14 protein-coding genes are annotated in these 17281 nt (G+C 67.4%); 9 read left to right on the forward strand and 5 right to left on the reverse strand.

Annotated features, from left to right (window positions below):
* Nucleotide 1 precedes the first annotated feature (1 nt).
* Complete coding sequence (locus tag WKB88_RS13155; RefSeq protein WP_341394989.1) at nt 2–427, reverse strand: Hsp20/alpha crystallin family protein; 426 nt, start codon at nt 425–427, stop codon at nt 2–4.
* 152 nt (nt 428–579) lie between these two features.
* Here WKB88_RS13155 and WKB88_RS13160 point away from each other — a divergent pair, with 152 nt between their 5' ends.
* Both WKB88_RS13160 and WKB88_RS13165 read left to right on the forward strand, forming a co-directional pair.
* On the forward strand, nt 580–1011 hold the full coding sequence (locus tag WKB88_RS13160) for a MarR family winged helix-turn-helix transcriptional regulator (RefSeq protein WP_341394990.1): 432 nt from the start codon (nt 580–582) through the stop codon (nt 1009–1011).
* A 59-nt stretch (nt 1012–1070) separates the two neighbouring features.
* A complete protein-coding gene (locus WKB88_RS13165; protein ID WP_341394991.1) occupies nt 1071–2090 on the forward strand; it encodes an NADP-dependent oxidoreductase in 1020 nt (339 codons plus the stop codon).
* Here WKB88_RS13165 and WKB88_RS13170 read toward each other — a convergent pair.
* From WKB88_RS13170 to WKB88_RS13180, 3 genes are read right to left on the reverse strand one after another with little or no spacing between them, the layout of a single operon-like run.
* Complete coding sequence (locus WKB88_RS13170) at nt 2074–3174, reverse strand: glycosyltransferase family 4 protein (protein ID WP_341395097.1); 1101 nt, start codon at nt 3172–3174, stop codon at nt 2074–2076. The two genes, WKB88_RS13165 and WKB88_RS13170, sit on opposite strands and share 17 nt — an antisense overlap.
* Before the next feature lie 2 nt (nt 3175–3176).
* Nucleotides 3177–4115, reverse strand: a complete 939-nt coding sequence (locus WKB88_RS13175) for an alpha/beta fold hydrolase (RefSeq protein ID WP_341394992.1) — start codon at nt 4113–4115, stop codon at nt 3177–3179.
* On the reverse strand, nt 4115–4951 hold the full coding sequence (locus tag WKB88_RS13180; RefSeq protein ID WP_341394993.1) for an aldo/keto reductase: 837 nt from the start codon (nt 4949–4951) through the stop codon (nt 4115–4117). The genes WKB88_RS13175 and WKB88_RS13180 overlap by 1 nt, the downstream gene beginning before the upstream one ends.
* Before the next feature lie 284 nt (nt 4952–5235).
* Here WKB88_RS13180 and WKB88_RS13185 point away from each other — a divergent pair, with 284 nt between their 5' ends.
* A complete protein-coding gene (locus tag WKB88_RS13185) occupies nt 5236–5973 on the forward strand; it encodes an MIP/aquaporin family protein (RefSeq protein ID WP_341395098.1) in 738 nt (245 codons plus the stop codon).
* A 65-nt stretch (nt 5974–6038) separates the two neighbouring features.
* On the forward strand, nt 6039–7559 hold the full coding sequence (glpK, locus tag WKB88_RS13190) for a glycerol kinase GlpK (RefSeq protein WP_341394994.1): 1521 nt from the start codon (nt 6039–6041) through the stop codon (nt 7557–7559).
* 103 nt (nt 7560–7662) lie between these two features.
* Here the strand turns inward: glpK and WKB88_RS13195 are convergent, their stop codons facing one another.
* Nucleotides 7663–8682 carry an RNA polymerase sigma factor gene (locus WKB88_RS13195; protein WP_341394995.1) on the reverse strand — a complete coding sequence of 340 codons (1020 nt, stop codon included), beginning with the start codon at nt 8680–8682 and terminating at the stop codon, nt 7663–7665.
* A gap of 145 nt (nt 8683–8827) precedes the next feature.
* On the opposite strand from WKB88_RS13195, the gene WKB88_RS13200 reads away from it, so the two are divergent.
* From WKB88_RS13200 to WKB88_RS13220, 5 genes are all read left to right on the forward strand, one after another.
* Nucleotides 8828–9532 (forward strand): GNAT family N-acetyltransferase, encoded by a 705-nt coding sequence (locus WKB88_RS13200; protein ID WP_341394996.1) that lies wholly within the window; start codon nt 8828–8830, stop codon nt 9530–9532.
* Nucleotides 9533–9725: 193 nt separating this feature from the next.
* Complete coding sequence (gene leuS, locus WKB88_RS13205) at nt 9726–12224, forward strand: leucine--tRNA ligase (protein ID WP_445818919.1); 2499 nt, start codon at nt 9726–9728, stop codon at nt 12222–12224.
* 61 nt (nt 12225–12285) lie between these two features.
* Nucleotides 12286–13308 (forward strand): DegV family protein, encoded by a 1023-nt coding sequence (locus WKB88_RS13210; protein WP_341394998.1) that lies wholly within the window; start codon nt 12286–12288, stop codon nt 13306–13308.
* A 155-nt stretch (nt 13309–13463) separates the two neighbouring features.
* The gene (locus WKB88_RS13215; RefSeq protein ID WP_341394999.1) at nt 13464–14447 is read left to right on the forward strand and encodes a helix-hairpin-helix domain-containing protein; all 984 of its coding nucleotides are present in this window, start codon (nt 13464–13466) and stop codon (nt 14445–14447) included.
* A 13-nt stretch (nt 14448–14460) separates the two neighbouring features.
* Nucleotides 14461–17268: a ComEC/Rec2 family competence protein gene (locus WKB88_RS13220; RefSeq protein WP_341395000.1), complete on the forward strand. Its 2808-nt coding sequence runs from the start codon at nt 14461–14463 to the stop codon at nt 17266–17268.
* The last annotated feature ends 13 nt before the right edge of the window (nt 17269–17281 follow it).

Genomic DNA, 17281 nt, shown 5'->3' on the forward strand with positions numbered 1-17281 from the left:
GTCAGGACGCCCCGGCTGCCCCGGTGTCGTGCCGGACGTCGATCTTCCGCCGCCGGCGGGCCGGATCCACCGGCAGGAAGACGCTGAGGACGCCGCAGCTGTACTGCGCGCTGATGTTGGCGGCGTCGACCTCCGGACCCAGAAGCACCTGCCGTTCGATGAGTCCGCGGCGGCGGTCGCGAACCAGCCAGTCCGATCCGGCGAGATCCCGCAGGGTACGGTGCCCGCTGACCGTCAGGACCCGTCCCCGGACGCCGACATGCAGGGAGCCGGGGTCCAGGCCCGGGAGGTCGGCGTTCAAAATGTAGTGGTCCTCCCCGTGGTACAGATCCACGGGGATGCCGCTGGCTTCCGCAGGCCCTTCAAAGCCGGAAAGCTGCGGGTCGGGCAGGTCCAATCCCGGTGCCGGATCGAACCGAGAATTCATCGGTATCAACTCCCTTGTTCCGTGCGGAATCATGCCGGAGAGCGCCGCCGCGCTCGAATACCAGCAGTTTAGGACGCCGTCGGGTCCGTCTCAAAAACCCAGAACGCCGAGCTTTGGTTGTGCACAACTCAATTGTGCGTTAGGTTCGGGGAATGAACGATTCCCTCCACCGCCAGGTCTGCTTCTCGCTGTACTCGGCCTCCCGGGCGGCCACGGCCGTGTACCGCCCGCTGCTGGAGCAGCTGGGCCTGACCTACCCGCAGTACCTGGTGCTGACGGTCCTGTGGGAGAACGACGGCGTGACCGTCCGGGATCTCGGGCGGTCCCTGGAGCTGGATTCGGGCACGCTCTCACCGCTGCTCAAGCGGCTCGAAGCCGCAGGGCTGCTGCACCGCCGCCGCTCCACCGCCGACGAGCGCCGGGTCGAGGTTCACCTGACCGAAAACGGCCGTGCCCTGCAGGAGAAAGCCCTGCACCTGCCGCAGCGGGTTGCCGAAGCCGCCGGACTTGAGCCCGGAGAACTGCGCGCGCTGCAGGAAACCCTCGCGAAGGTGACGGCGGCCCTGCGCGCAGCGGCACGCTGAGAACGACATTTTTCCGCATATCCCCACCGGGCCCCGTGCCCAGCAAAGGAAGGCATTCCATGACCAACTATCCCGAGACCGGCCGCGAAATCCAGCTGGTGTCCCGCCCCGAAGGCTGGCCCGCCGAGGAGAACTTCCGGCTCGCTGAAGTCCCCGTGCAGAAACTGGAGGACGGGCAGGTCCTGGTCCGCAACCGCTACATGTCCGTGGACCCCTACATGCGCGGACGCATGAATGACGTCAAGTCCTACGTTCCGCCCTTCCAGCTTGATGCCCCGCTGGACGGCGGCGCGATCGGTGAGGTCATTGAATCCCGCTCCGAAAACCACAAGGCGGGAGACTTCGTGCTGCACGGCCTGGGCTGGCGCGACTACGCCGTCCTCGACGGCAGGCGTGCCCGCATCATCGACACCGCGCTGGCTACTGCCACGGCCTACCTGGGTGTGCTGGGCATGACCGGCCTGACCGCCTATGCCGGCCTGACGAAGGTTGCAGAGTTCAAGGAAGGCGACGTCGTCTTCGTTTCCGGTGCCGCGGGCGCCGTCGGGTCCCTGGTCGGCCAGATCGCCAAGGCTCTGGGAGCAAAGAAGGTCATTGGCAGCGCCGGTTCCGCAGAGAAGGTCCAGCGCCTGCTTGACCTCGGCTTTGACGCCGCGTTCAACTACCACGACGGCCCGGTCAAGGCGCAGCTGAAGGAAGCCGCCGGCGAGGACGGCATCGACGTCTACTTCGACAATGTGGGCGGCGAGCACCTCGAAGCCGCGATTGCCGTGCTGAACAAGTACGGACGGATCGCCATGTGCGGCGCCATCTCGCAGTACAACACCACCGATGCGCCCACCGGGCCCCGGAACCTGGCACTGGCCATCGGCAAGGAACTCACCCTGCGCGGCTTCATTGTCGGCAGCTACAACCAGTACGCCGACGAGTTCGCGGAACTGATGTCCGGCTGGCTGCGCGACGGCAGGGTCAGCTATGACGAGACCTTCGTGGAGGGCCTCGAGAACGCCCCGCAGGCCTTCATCGACCTGATGAAGGGCGCCAACAAGGGCAAGATGATCGTCACGCTCGAGGGCTAGGAGGGGCCGTTCCGCCGCGGAGGCGCATCGCCTCTGCGGCGGCCTCCAGCAGCTGGCGGGCCGAGGTCTCCCAGGAGTATTCGGCGGCCCGGCGCAGGCCGGCCTCCGAAACCCGGGCCCAGCGGTCCGGATCGGACAGTTCCCGGACAGCGGCGGCGAACGCCTCGGGACTGTCCGGGTCCGTCAGCAGGGCCGCGCCGCCGGAAACTTCCCGGAAAATGGGGATGTCGCTGGCGACCACCGGTGTTCCGGCGGCCATGGCCTCGATCATCGGAAGTCCGTAGCCCTCGGCCCGTGACAGGGTGATCAGGGCGGTGGCTGAGCGGAGCAGCTCCCCGTATTCCTCGTCGCTCACGCCGTTGTGGAAAACCAGGCCGGTGCCTGCCGGGGCCAGCGCCTGGAGTTCACTGCGCCGGGCCGGGGAAATACGGCTCAGCAGGTGCAGCGTGTAACCGGGCAGGTGCGCCATTCCGCGCACCGCGGTTTCAACGTTTTTGTAGGGCATGAACGAGCCCATGTAGAGCAGGGCCTTTTCCGGCGGGTCCGCCGGATTCCGCACCGGAGCACCCGGCTGTGGTGCATTGCCGACGATGCGCACCGGCCGCTTCGTGAGCCGGTGCCGGGCCATCAGGGAACGCGTGGTGTCGCTGATGGTGGCGACGACGTCGGCCCGGTTCAGCAGCAGCCGCTGCGGCCAGTACGCCAGATGATAGAGGCGCCACAGCAGGCGCACGGGCAGCGGCAGGAAGCCGGGCGGCGTCGGGTTGGAGTAGTAGATCAGGTCATGCAGGGTCAGGATCAGCGGATACTTCCGGCCCCAGCTGCCCATCGTCTGCATGGGGGAGACAACGACGTCGGCGCCCAGCCGGTTGAGGCGGAAGGCAACCAGCAGCTCGGCAGGGGAGAGCGGGCTGTTGATCTTCACCCAGGGCAGATCCGGCAGCAGCGCCAGCTGGCGCTCGTCCGAGATGAGCATGAGCACCTCGGCATGCCGGGCGGTTGCCTCGATCAGGGAGGCGCCGTAGCGGCTGATTCCGTCATGGTGGTCGGTCCGCGTGAACCGGGCGTCAACGGCAATACGCAGGCTCACGGGTGCCTCCTGGCCAGGAAATCGGTGATCAAAGCCGCGGCCTCTGCAGGGGCCTCGTAATGCACCAGGTGCCCGACGCCGGGCAGCACGTGCAGCTCGGCGTCCGGGATCAGCGCGGCGAGCCTGCGCTGGCCGGCCACTGAGCCGAGGTCATCGCGCTCGGCGGCAATCAGGAGGACCGGCATCCCCAGCCGCGCTGCCGTGTCCCGGACGGTGGAGGAAATGGAGGCCCGGAAGGCGTCCAGGACCACGTTCCGGTTGGCGAAAGCACTGAAGTAGGCCCGGTGCTGGCCGTGGATCCAGCGGCGCAGCCCGGGGTCGCGGGTCTTGGCCATGAAGATGCTCATGCCGCGCACGATCACCGGGTGCTGCAGCAGGGCCATGCCCAGGCGCTCCGGCAGGCGTGCCGCTGCCAGGTAGTACAGTTCGGCTGCCTTGCTCGTGATGCCTTTGGGTCCCTCGAGTGCCGGTTCGCAGATGGGATTCACCAGCACCAGTTCACTGATCAGCCCGGGCTGGTCCGCCGCCACCCGGGAGGCGATGATCGAACCAAAGGAATGGCCCAGCAGGACGGTGTCCGGCCCGAGTCCCGGCACTCCGCCGTCCAGCGCGGCCGCCACAAAGCCGGCGTACGCGTCGACGTCGTGCGTTCCGGGCAGCGGCTCGGCGGAACCGAAGCCGGGAAGGTCGGGAACCAGGACGCGGTGCCGCGGCAGCGCCTCGACAATGCGCAGCAGGCCGTGGTGGTCGCCGCGGAAGCCGTGGACCATGAAAATCGGGGGCAGCGCGGCTGAAGCGCCGTCGCCGTCGCCGTCGGGCAGGGCGGGAAAATCCCAGCAGCGCTGGAGCGTGCCGCGCACCGGAAAAGTGCGGACCTCAGCGCGGCGCTGCAGCCTGATGCCGTCGGTGCTGCTGTTTCCGGCTGCGGTCCGCATTAGTTCACCTCATCCGGATGCGATCCGGAGCGCTGGTTCCGGTCCATGCCCGCAATGGCGGTCCGCTGGTCCGGGGTCAGCTCGAACGAGAAGAGATCCAGGTTTTCCGCGATCCGCTCCGGGGAGCTGGCCTTGGGGATGGCGATGTTCCCCTGTTCCATGTGCCACCGCAGGATGACCCGTGCCGGCGACACCTTGAGTTCGGCGGCCGCCGCGGCGATGACCGGATCGGCCAGGACGGCGCCGCGCCCCAGCGGGCTCCACGCGACAGTGCGGATGTCCAGCTCGTCGTGCAGGGCACGCAGTTCGCGCTGCTGCAGCCAGGGGTGCAGCTCAATCTGGTTCACGGCCGGGACAACGTCGGCGGCGTCCAGCAGCTGCCGCAGGTGGGACGGCTGGAAGTTTGAGACGCCGATGGCCCGGACGCGGCCGGAGCGGTACAGCTCCTGCAGCGCGCGGTAGGTTTCCACAAACAGGCCGCGCTCCGGACAGGGCCAGTGGATGAGGTACAGGTCAAGAATGTCCAGGCCCAGCCGGTCCATCGAGGCATCGAAAGCACGCAGCGTGCGGTCGTAGCCCTGGTCCGAGTTCCACACTTTGGACGTGAGAAATATCTCGTCCCGGGACACGCCGCGGGCGGCCGTAAAGGTGCGGATGGCCTCGCCCACGCCTTCTTCATTGCCGTACAGGGCTGCCGTATCGATATGCCGGTATCCGGCGTCGAGCGCCTCGGAAACGAGCCGGGCGGCGTCCGCTGCCGGGACCTTGTAGGTGCCGAAGCCCACCTGGTCCAGGTGGACGCCGTTATTGAGGGTCTGTGCGGGGGCCGGTTCCATGCTCAAGACTCTACCGAGTGCGGCCGCCGCCGGCGGAATTGCCCGTGGGCTCGGCGGGGGTTCCGACCCGGCCCAGCCGGCCCCGGCGCGCGCCGCGGAGCACGGGTATACCCGGTTATGGTGGAGTCCTTGCTTGCATAGTGCAAGATCGAGATACTGCGCAAGTGGAAATACCGCGCGCGTGGTACCTGCGTGCCTGGGTGGGGGCAGAGTCATGACAGAGTTATTCCAGGCCGGTTGAGCATCAGCCGGTAAATCTGATCAGAAGGATGGAGAAGTCAATGGTGACTCTCGGTGAGGTATTCCTCAGTGAGTTGGCGGGAACGGCAATACTGATACTGCTTGGTTGCGGTGTGGTGGCGAACGTGGCGCTGAGTAAAACGAAGGGCAATGGGGGCGGAACCCTCATGGTGAACTTCGGCTGGGGTCTCGGCGTGTTCGCGGGTGTGTTTGTGGCGGTTCAGTCCGGCGCGCACCTGAACCCCGCTGTGACTTTCGGATTGATTTTCAACGGTTCAGACCTGGCTCCCGGCGTGGAAACCAGTTTTGTGTCCGTCCTCGTCTACCTGGCGGGTCAGCTGCTGGGTGCGATGCTCGGCGCCGTGCTGGCCTGGCTGGCGTACAAGAAGCAGTTCGACGACGAGCCGGATGCGGCAAACATCCTGGGCGTTTTCTCCACCGGTCCGACCATCCGGTCCTACGGGTGGAACGTTGTCACTGAAGTGATCGGAACTTTCGTTCTGGTTTTCGTCATTCTCTCGTTCGGCGGAACCCCGAATGAGCTCGGCCCCCTGGCCGTTGGCCTGCTGGTGGTCGCCATCGGCGCCTCCCTCGGCGGACCCACCGGTTACGCCATCAACCCGGCGCGTGACCTCGGCCCCCGCATCGTGCACGCCCTGCTGCCCATTGCCAACAAGGGCAAGAGCGACTGGTCCTACTCCTGGGTTCCGGTTGTCGGTCCCATCCTCGGCGGTTCACTCGCCGGCCTGGTCTTCAACGGCATCCCCATGCCCGTCGTCTAAGCTCTCCGGCACCTGCGGCCTGTTCCGCGTGCCATCCCAACCATCAGCAGTAAAAGGAGTTAACCATGCCTGATCCGACCTACATCATTGCCATTGACCAGGGGACCACGAGCAGCCGCGCCATTGTGTTTGACCACGACGGCAACATCGTCTCTACCGGCCAGAAGGAACACGAGCAGATTTTCCCGCGGGCCGGCTGGGTGGAGCACGATCCCGAGGAAATCTGGACCAATGTCCGCGAGGTTGTCGGTACCGCGCTGTCGAAGGCGAACCTGACGCGCCACGACATCGCCGCGGTGGGCATTACCAACCAGCGCGAGACCGCCGTCGTCTGGGACAAGACCACGGGCAAGCCGGTGTACAACGCGATCGTGTGGCAGGACACCCGCACGCAGCCGACCGTCAACGAGCTGTCCAAGGACGGCGGCCTGGACCGGTACAAGGAGCAGGTTGGCCTGCCGCTGGCCACATACTTCTCCGGCACCAAGATCAAGTGGATCCTGGACAACGTTGAGGGTGCACGGGAACGTGCCGAAGCCGGAGACCTGCTCTTCGGCAACACCGACTCCTGGATTGTCTGGAACCTGACCGGCGGAACCGACGGCGGCGTGCACATCACCGATGTCACCAACGCGTCCCGCACGCTGTTCATGAACCTGGACAGCCTGACCTGGAACGAAGACATCCTCAGGGACTTCGGCGTTCCGCTGTCCATGATGCCGGAAATCAAGTCCTCCTCCGAGGTCTACGGCACCGTGCACACCTCGCAGCTGCTCCGCGAAACGCCGGTTGCCGGCATCCTCGGTGACCAGCAGGCAGCCACCTTCGGCCAGGCCGCCTTCGGGCAGGGCGCCGCCAAGAACACGTACGGCACCGGCTGCTTCCTCATCTTCAACACCGGCGAAGAGATTGTCCGTTCCGAGAACGGCCTGATCACCACCGTGGCGTACCAGATCGGCGACGCCAAGCCGGTCTACGCGCTTGAGGGTTCCATTGCCGTTACGGGCTCGCTGGTCCAGTGGCTCCGCGACAACCTGGGCATGATCCAGAGCGCTCCGGAGGTCGAAGCCCTCGCCAACGAGGTCACCGACAACGGCGGCGTTTACATTGTGCCGGCCTTCTCCGGACTCTTCGCTCCGCACTGGCGTTCCGACGCCCGCGGCGCGATTGTTGGCCTGACCCGCTTCGTGAACAAGAACCACATCGCCCGTGCCGCACTGGAGGCCACGGCCTTCCAGACGCGCGAGGTGCTCGACGCCGTCAATGCCGACTCCGGCGTGCCGCTCACCGAACTGCGGGTTGACGGCGGCATGGTGGCCAACGAGGCGCTCATGCAGTTCCAGGCCGACATCCTCGGCGTCGACGTCGTCCGGCCCAAGATCGTGGAAACCACCGCGCTCGGTGCGGCCTATGCCGCAGGCCTGGCCGTCGGATACTGGAATGACACGGACGAGCTGGCCACCAAGTGGGCGGAAGACAAGCGCTGGACTCCGCAGATGGAGGACAGCGAGCGGGACCGCCAGATGCGCCTGTGGTCCAAGGCCGTCACCCGGACCTTCGACTGGGTCGACGAGGACGTGCTGTAACCTCTTCGCGGATGATCCAGCGGCAGGACCGCTGGTTTAGCAGCAGGACCGAAGAGCCCCGGCGGATTTCCGCCGGGGCTCTTCCTGCGCTGACGCCTGCCGGTTAGAAGTAACTGACTCCGTTGGTCTTGAACGGCAGGCCCAAGCCGCCGGCAACCTCACTGATGAGCTCGGGGCAGAAAAAGTACCAGTGAAGCCGGGCGATCAGCGGTTCACCCTCGACGCAGTAGACCCGCAGGACGTCGGCGACCACCTCGGGGGAGTCCGGGGCGTCCTTCGGACGCTCCCACAGGAGGATGACTTCCTCGCCGTCGAACCAGTGGATGCTCGGCCGGTACAGTTCAGCGGCGTCCGGGCCGAAGGTGTGGTTCATCGATCCGGTGCGGATCTGCTCGTGCCCGGTTTCGCTGACGTTGCCCACGACGTCGGTGCCTCCCGTCGCCAGGAACAGGCGCACCATTGCGTCGATGTCATAGGCGGCAAACGCATCGGCCAGCTGGCGCAGCACTGCCGCATGGGCGGCGGGCCGGACGGCCTGTGCAGCGTCCAGCCCGGCGGCTTCAGCCGTGCCCCCGGCCTGCTGCGCTGCCTGCAGTGAGGCCCGCCCGCGGTGCAGGGCACTCTTCACGGCTCCGGCGGTGGTGTCGAGAATGCCGGCTATTTCAGCCAGCGGATAGGAGAAAACATCCTTGAGGACCACACAGGCCCGCTCCCGCGGCGGCAGCGTCAACAGCAACTGCCGCAGCGCGTCCTCCACCGCCGCATAAACCAGGGGGTCCGCTGCGGTGTCGTCGGGAAGGTCGATGCCCGGATCGGTCCAGTCCGCAGGGGACATCCTGCCGCTGCGCCGAAGCGAGTCCAGCCACGTGTTCGTAGCGATACGGATCAGCCAGGCCTGGGTGTTCGCAATCGGCTCATGGCGCCGGGACGCGTCGGCCAGTGCCTTTGCGAGGGTTTCCTGCAGCAGGTCCTCGGCGTCCCACACATTGGAGGTGAGGCTGCGGCAGTAGCGGTAGACCGAGGCCCGGACCGGTTCAAGGGCCACGAGGAAGTCCCGCCGTGCCTGCCGCAGCTCGCCGCGAAGCCGCCCGTCCAGCTCCGGTGTATCCAGCTCAGTTGTCATCTCTACCCCTTTTCCGGGACCCTGTGCGCAGTGCGCTTCACGGTCGGCTCGTTGAAAGCATGACACTGTGCCATGTTCCTATCCGGTAGACGCACGGACGCCCCGAAAAGATACGCAAGGCGCTTCCATGCGGCAGAATCGGCACATGGAACTGCCGAAGCCGCTGGAGCCCGCGCCGCTGGAACTGCCTGCGCCGCTGGAACTGCAGAAGCCGCTGGAGCTGCACACACCCCGTTTGACCCTGCGCCCGTACACCTCGGGGGACCTGGCCGCCGTGCACCGCTTCGCCTCCGATCCGCGGTTGACCGGGTTCGTGGAATGGGGACCGAACACGCTGCAGGACAGCCGTGATTTCCTCGCCGCCTGCCTGGCCGAGGAAGTCACCGAGCCCCGGAGGGCCTATACCTTCGCACTCACCCTGAAGGACGGCGGCTCCCCGTTCGGTTCCGCGGGCCTGACGCTGGACCCGGAAACGGCCGACGCGGAACGGGTCCAACGCGATGGCTCCGGCCCGGGAAGCCGCACCGGTGAAACCGGCTATGTGGTCGCCGCCGAACACTGGAACCGCGGCTACGCGAGCGAGGCCGCCGCCGCCGTCGTACATTTTGGCTTCACCGTACTGGGGCTGGACCGGATTTCCGCGACCTGCCGCCCCGGCAACGCCGCGTCTGCCCGTGTTCTCAAAAAGACCGGCATGGTTTTGCTCCGGCGGCTTTCGGCACACAAGCTCATCCGCGGCATGCGGGAGGATTCGCTGCTGTACTCAATGGCCCGCCCGGCGCTTCGTCAACCGCCGCCCGCCGCCTCACCGGCCCGCGGTTCGGCTGGTGTACGGGCGGTGCTGTTGTAAAGTGGAAAGATGAACGCTTCCCTCCTCCTTAGGTAGCCGCGCACCGTCCGTGCGCGGCCAAGCCCCTTGCCTGTCGAGGGGCTTTTGTGTGTCTGGGGGAGAGCGTGACGGAACTTGAGTTTTAAGCGGCGGAACCGGCATGGACCGGGAACCGCGGATCAACAAAATTTCTTTGAGGACAGAGGCGACAACAGTGAGTACGCAGTCACAGACGGATGAGTCTGAAGAGGCCGTCTACAGTTTTGCGGACATCGAGCAGAAGTGGCCGGCGGTCTGGGATGAGCTCGGCGTGTTCAAGCCCGCCGACGACGGCTCCAAGGAACGCCGCTACGTGCTGGACATGTTCCCGTACCCGTCCGGCGACCTGCACATGGGCCACGCTGAAGCGTTTGCCATGGGCGACGTCGTCGCGCGTTACTGGCGCCAGCTGGGTTATGACGTGCTGCACCCGATCGGCTGGGACTCCTTCGGCCTTCCCGCCGAAAATGCCGCCATTAAGAACAACGCGCACCCCAGCGACTGGACCTACCGCAACATTGACACCCAGGCGGCGTCGTTCAAGCGCTACGCCATCAGTGTTGACTGGTCGCGCCGGATCCAGACCTCGGATCCCGAGTACTACCGCTGGACGCAGTGGCTGTTCAAGCGCTTCTACGAGCGAGGCCTGGCGTACCGCAAGAACTCCCCGGTCAACTGGTGCCCCAAGGACCAGACCGTGCTGGCCAACGAACAGGTTGTCAACGGCGCCTGCGAACGCTGCGGCACGCAGGTCACCAAGAAGTCGCTGAACCAGTGGTACTTCAAGATCACCGATTACGCCGACCGCCTGCTGGATGACATGGACCAGCTCAAGGGTCACTGGCCCGAGCGCGTGCTGGCCATGCAGAAGAACTGGATCGGCCGCTCCGAAGGCGCGCACGTCCGGTTCAAGATCGAAGCCGACGGCGACAAGCCGGCCGAGCAGGTCACCGTTTTCACCACCCGCCCGGACACCCTCGCCGGGGCAACGTTCTTCGTCGTCGCCGCAGACGCGCCCCTGGCCGTGGAGCTGACCACCGACGAAAACATGGACGCCCTGCTGGACTACCGCGAGCAGGTCAAGGCTCTCTCGGACATCGAGCGCCAGTCCACCGAACGGGTCAAAACGGGCGTGTTCACCGGCCGCTACGCCGTTAACCCGCTCAACGGCGAGAAGCTGCCGGTCTGGGCCGCGGACTACGTCCTGGCCGACTACGGCACCGGAGCCATCATGGCCGTGCCCGCCCACGACCAGCGCGACCTGGATTTCGCCAAGACCTTCGACCTGCCCGTCCGTGCTGTCCTGGACACCGGAGAAGAGGACCCGGCCGTGTCCGGCACCGCCACCACCGGCGAGGGCACCCTGATCAATTCCGGGAAACTGGACGGCCTGCCGAAGTCCGAAGCCATTCCGGCAGCGATCGGGATGCTCGAGGAACAGGGCACCGGCGAGAAGTTCGTGAACTTCCGGCTGCGCGACTGGCTGCTCTCCCGCCAGCGGTTCTGGGGCACCCCCATCCCGATCATCCACTGCGAAAACTGCGGCGAGGTTCCGGTTCCCGATGACCAGCTGCCGGTCACGCTGCCCACCGGGCTGCGCGGCGAGGCGCTGGCGCCGAAGGGCACCTCGCCGCTGGCCTCGGTGGATGACTGGGTCAACGTCTCCTGCCCAAAGTGTGACGGCCCGGCCAAGCGCGACACCGACACCATGGACACCTTCGTGGACTCGTCCTGGTACTTCATGCGCTTTGTCTCCCCGCACTACACCGACGGACCGTTTGATCCCGAAGCGGCGAAGAACTGGATGCCGGTCGGCCAGTACGTGGGCGGCGTGGAGCACGCCATCCTGCACCTGCTCTACGCACGCTTCTTCACCAAGGTGGTCCACGACATGGGCCTGCTGGAAACCAGCGAGCCGTTCAGCTCGCTGCTGAACCAGGGCCAGGTCCTCAACGGCGGCAAGGCCATGTCCAAGTCCCTGGGCAACGGTGTGGACCTGGGTCAGCAGCTGGACAAGTTCGGCGTCGACGCCGTGCGCCTGACCATGATCTTCGCGTCCCCGCCGGAGGACGACGTCGACTGGGCGGACGTTTCGCCGTCGGGCTCCGCGAAGTTCCTGGCCCGCGCCTGGCGCCTGGGGCAGGCCGTCACCAGCGAACCCGGCGTGGACTTCTCCACCGGCGACAAGAAGCTGCGCGCGCTGACGCACCGCACCGTTGCCGACGCCACCGAACTGCTGGAGAACAACAAGTTCAACGTGGTGGTGGCCCGGACCATGGAACTGGTCAACGCCACCCGCAAGGCGATCGACTCCGGCGTCGGCGGAGCGGACCCCGCGGTCCGCGAAGCTGCCGAGACAGTGGCGATCATCCTGAGCCTGTTCGCGCCCTACACCGCCGAAGACCTGTGGTCCCTGCTGGGCCGCCCGGCTTCGGTGGCGAACGCCGGCTGGCCGGCCGTGGACGAAAAGCTGCTCGTCCAGGACACGGTTACCGCCGTCGTCCAGGTGCAGGGCAAGGTCCGCGACCGCCTCGAGGTGCCCGCCGACATCAGCGAGGAAGACCTGCGCAAACTGGCACTGGCTTCCGCGCCGGTGCAGAAGGCATTGGACGGGCGGGACATCCGCACCGTCATCGTGCGCGCCCCGAAGCTCGTCAACGTCGTTCCGGCGTAGGCTGGCGCACGGACGGCAACAGGCCAGGCAGGCAACAACGGGTAAGCGGCACGGGGGACGGATGAACGCGGACTGGCTGGAAAAGCTGAGCCAGCGAGCGAAACGGGGGCGGCTCCGCGAAGCCGGAGCCGCCCCCGCGCCCCGGGTCGGAGTGGTCACCGACTCCGCCGCCGCGCTGCCCGAAAACTGGGCAGCCTCCGCAGCAGTCACGGACCTGGTGCGGGTGGTTTCCATGCCGGTCATGATCGGCGACCAGATTTACGGCGAGGGCACCGATCGCATGATCGGCGCCCTCGCCTTGGCATTGGCGCAGGGCTCCGAAGTGCGGACCTCGCGCCCCGCGCCGGGGCAGTTTGAGGCGGCGTACGCGGAACTGGCCGCCGCCGGCTGCTCGTCGGTGGTCTCGCTGCATTTGTCCGGCCAGCTCTCCGGAACGGTGGATGCAGCCCGGCTCGCCGCCCGGAGTGCCTCCATTCCCGTTACCGTGATCGATACCGCCAGCGTGGCCATGGGCCTGGGTTTTGCCGTTGTTGCGGCGGCGGAAGCTGCGCGCGACGGCGGTTCGGCGGAGTCGGTTGCGGAAGCGGCACGGGCGGCCGCCCGCTCCGTCAGCATCCTCTTTTACGTTCCCAGCCTGGAGCAGCTGCGCCGCGGCGGGCGTGTCAGCGCTGCTGCGGGCTGGTTTGGCACCCTGTTTGCCGTGAAGCCCATCCTGGTGGTGCGGGAGGGCAAAATAGTGCCGCTGGAGCGGGTGCGCTCCGCCCCGCGTGCCCTCCTGAGGCTGACCGAACTGGTGCAGCAGAACATTGCCGCCCGGTCCGGACGGGTGCGCGTTGCCGTGCATCACTTCGGCAACGAAGGCGAGGCCGAGCGCTTGGCCGGGACCATCGCCGAAGCTTCCCCCGATGTGGAACTGATGATCTGCTCGCTGCCTGCGGTGCTGGCCGCCCATGCGGGCCTCGGTGTCCTGGCGGTGGCGGTTGCCGGCGAAGCAGCTGCACCGCCGCAGGTTCCGGGCGGCCCGAATGACCGTCCGGGGACGGGGACGGATTCCACCGCGGGAAGCGGGCCGGCAGGCGGATAACCGCCGCCGGAGTGCAGGGCCAACACCCAGGCGGCAGGACCAGAAGCGCAGGGGCGTCCTGCACAGGTGACGCCGATGCCACTGTGCCGGGAGCCTTCCCCTCAGGCGGATCGCCGGCAGCACCGCGGGCTCCTTCCCGGGGCTAGATTCCTGGCATGGCAGACCACCGTTGGGACACGTCCCCGTCCGCGCCGCGGCTTTCCCGCTCCCGGACCCCGGCGTCCGTTGAGGAACCAGGGACGGCTGCCGGAGAATACGGTGACGGGGCTGCCCCCGATAACGAGTGGGGCGGGGCGCCGCCCGAACGGCAGAGGCGCCGCTGGCTGATTTCTTTTCGTGCTTCTGTCCTGGCAGTCTGTCTGCTGGCGGGCGCGGTGGCCGGGCTGGTGGTTTTCAAGGGCGGGGGGCTGCCGGCGGAGGTTACGAGCGTTGACCTGGATCCCGCTCCCTCGGCTTCCCCGGCGGGAGACGGATCCGGGAGCGGCACCGGGGTTGGGGCCAACCCCGGGGACGATAATCCTTCCGACCACATCCAGGATCAGGACCACAACCAGGGTCAGGGCAACAGTCGGGACTCCGGCCCGGACCAGGGCAGCGGCACCGGTGCTCCCGGCGAGCCGGCAGGTCCGTCCGTTCTGGTCGTTCATGTTGCCGGGGCCGTCACCAGTCCCGGCGTAGTCCGGATTCCGTCCGGAAGCCGGGCCGGCGATGCCGTGGAGGCCGCCGGGGGAGCAGTGCCCGAGGCAGACCTGACGGCCGTTAACCTCGCGGCTCCGCTGCAGGACGGAGCAATGGTTATCGTGCCCAGGGTGGGAGAGCAGGCACCCGCGCCGGCCGATGGCGGCGCAGGAACCGGCGCGGTCTCGGGCGCAGACACGGGTACCGGAGCGGCCGGCGGCTCCGGAGCCGCGTCGGGTACCGGGGCGGGCCCGGGATCAGGTGCACAAGCGCTGGTCAACATCAACACTGCCTCGGTGCAGGACCTGGATGCACTGCCCCGGGTTGGGCCCGTGATCGCCGAACGAATCATTGCCTGGCGCAGTGAACACGGACGCTTTGCACGTCCCGAGGATATTGATGCGGTGCCGGGCATCGGCGAAGCCATGCTGGCTGCACTCCTGCCGCTCATCACGGTCTGACTGCGGCCCGGCCATGCCTGAGCAGGAGAACACCCGGACTCAGGGCCCAGCAGCGCACGGCAGCGGCAGCGGCAGCCGCAGCCGCTGGCACCGGTATTCGTCGGCCGCACTTCGCGGTCCGGCCCAGCTGCCTTTCCCCCGGGATTCGCCCGGAGCGGGCGGTAGCGCAGCCGATGGAGCTGAACGCAGGCGTGCCGGATCGGCGTTTGCCGCCCGGATCGTGCAGCGGACACGTGAGCGCGCGACGGAAACTCCACCGGAAATCCAGCTGCACCCCCTGCTGGAGCTGCGGCTTGTTCCGGTGGCAGCGGCTGCCTGGTGTGCCGCCGTCCTTGCAGTGCGGGGCGACGGGGGTGCAGTCACCACGGCTGGCGTCGCCCTGGCTGTAGCAGCGGCCGTCCTGCTGGTTGTCACTATGCCGGGCTCGGCCCGGCGGCGGGGGCGGCAACGGCCGCGGCGGCCGGCTGCACCTTTGCTGCTGAGGACTCTTGCACGCGCCACAGCCGTTCCCGCGGCAGCTGCCGCCCTGGTGTGCGTCTGTGCCGGAACGTCCCTGACTGAACGGACCGCCGGGCCCGTCAGTACCGCCATCGCTGCGGGGGCAACCATCACCGGGCAGTTCCGGGCAGCGACCGATGCACGGGCCGCAGCTGCGGACGGGTTCAGCGGAACCCCCCGCTATCTGGTGGAGGCAGTGCTTGAGGAAGCAACCAGTGCAGGGCAGCGCTTCAGTTCAGCAGCAACCGTCCTGATCATTGGCGGGAGCGGCTTCGGGAGTATCCACCTGGGTGACACGTTCAGTGCGTCAGGGCCGCTGCAGGCTGCCGATCCGGGCGAGCGTTCGGTCGCTGTCCTGTATGCAAACGGAGAGCCGCACGTTGTGCCGGCTGATGGCTGGGTCGGGGAGACCGCGCGCATCCGCACTGCCTTTGCAGCTGCCGCGAACCAACACTCGGGCATCTACGGAAAGGATGCGGCCGGACTTCTGCCGGGCATGGCACTCGGGGACCGCAGCACGCTTGACCCGACGCTGGAAGCGGCCATGAAGAATACCGGCCTCACCCATATCGTTGCCGTGTCCGGTGCCAACTGCGGGTTTCTCCTGGCCTTCGTTTTCCTTCTTGCCCGCGCGGCACGGCTGCCGCGCAGTGCTGCCGCCGCCGCAGGCATCCTGGCGCTGCTCGGATTTGTCCTCGTGGTCCGGCCTGACGCGAGCGTCCTGAGGGCCGCTGTCATGGGCAGCCTGGGAACGCTGGCGATTCTGTCCGGACGGGGAAAGCTGCCGGCATCGCTGCTGTGCCTGTCAATCGCCGTCCTGCTGGCTGTGGACCCCTGGCTCAGCGGCAGCTACGCATTCATTCTCTCGGTCCTGGCCACGGCCGGGTTGATACTGCTCGGGCCCCGCCTGACCAAGGTGCTTTCCCGCTTCCTGCCGTGGCCCCTGGCAGCGGCTCTGGCGGTACCGCTGGCCGCGCAGTTCTTCTGCTCTCCGGTCCTGGTACTGCTCCAGCCGCAGGTCCCGCTCTTCTCACTGGCTGCGAACGTTGCGGTTGCGCCCGTCATACCCCTGGTGACAATTGCCGGAATGGCAGCAGCAGTCCTGGCGTCCACTGCCCCGGTGCTGGCCGGTCCGCTCCTGCTGGCGGCAGGTGCCGGAGCAGCCTGGACGGCATTCGTCGCGCGGTCCTTCGCCGGTCTGCCCGGATCGTTGCTGCCGTGGCCCGGGGGAGCCCCGGGCGCCGTCCTCATGGCTGCCGCCGCAGCTGCAGGAGTCACTCTGCTGTGGCGGCTGGAGAGGGGCGGCATAGAAAGGCGGTCCGGGCCGGACAGGCCTGAAGCAGGGGCTGGACGGCGGGAAAGCGGCGGCCGGCCAAAGCAGCAGACGGCCCCGGGATCGGCTGTACCGTCGTTGTTCTCCGACCCGGCAAGGCCGGGGTGGCGCAGGACGGCGGCGGCAGCCGCTGCACTCCTGCTCCTTCCCTCCGGAGCCGTTGCGGCCTGGGACCGGCTGGGGTCCGGCGGGCCGGCACCTGGCCAGTGGGTCGCTGCTGCCTGCGATGTGGGTCAGGGCGACGGGCTGGTGGTGAGTACCGGGCCGCACAGCGCCGTCGTTATCGATGCGGGCCCCGATCCGGATGCAATTGACCGGTGCCTGCGCCGGCTGGGGGTCGAGACGATAGACCTTTTCATCCTGTCCCACGCGCATCTTGACCACTACGGCGGAGCCGCCGGCGTACTCAGGGGACGCCGGGTGGAGCGCGTCGCGTACTCCACCGCCGAGCAGCAGCTTGCCGGGCCGCTGCGGGAGGTGCTTGACGAGACCGGAGCTGAGACGGTGCGGCTTAGCGAAGGAATGGCTTCGCGCAGTGGAACGGTCCAATGGGAGGTCCTGTGGCCGCCAGGGGAGGGCGCGGTGCAGGCGACCGAGAACGACGCCAGTGCGGTTGTGCTGATCACGGTTGATCAGGACAGCGGTCCGGCCGGGTCCGTCTTCACGCTTTTACTCACCGGGGACATTGAAGAGGATGCCTCGGCCCGGATGCTGTCCCGCAACACGCGGCTGGTGAACGAAGGAGTGGACGTGCTGAAGGTGCCGCATCACGGGGCGCGGAACGGAGGCACGCAGCTGATCGAAGAGCTCCGGCCGGAGCTGGCGCTGATCTCCGTGGGCGCGGACAACGACTACGGCCACCCGGGCCCGGTGATCCTCCAGGCACTGGAGGATGCCGGCACCGCAGTGGTTCGCACCGACCTGCTCGGCTCAGTCACCCTTGACCTGGAGGGCAGGGGACTGCGGATCCGGCAACTGGATGGGCCCTGATCTGGATGGACTC

Source organism: Arthrobacter sp. G119Y2, assembly GCF_038069765.1.
Classification (GTDB): Bacteria; Actinomycetota; Actinomycetes; order Actinomycetales; family Micrococcaceae; genus Arthrobacter_B.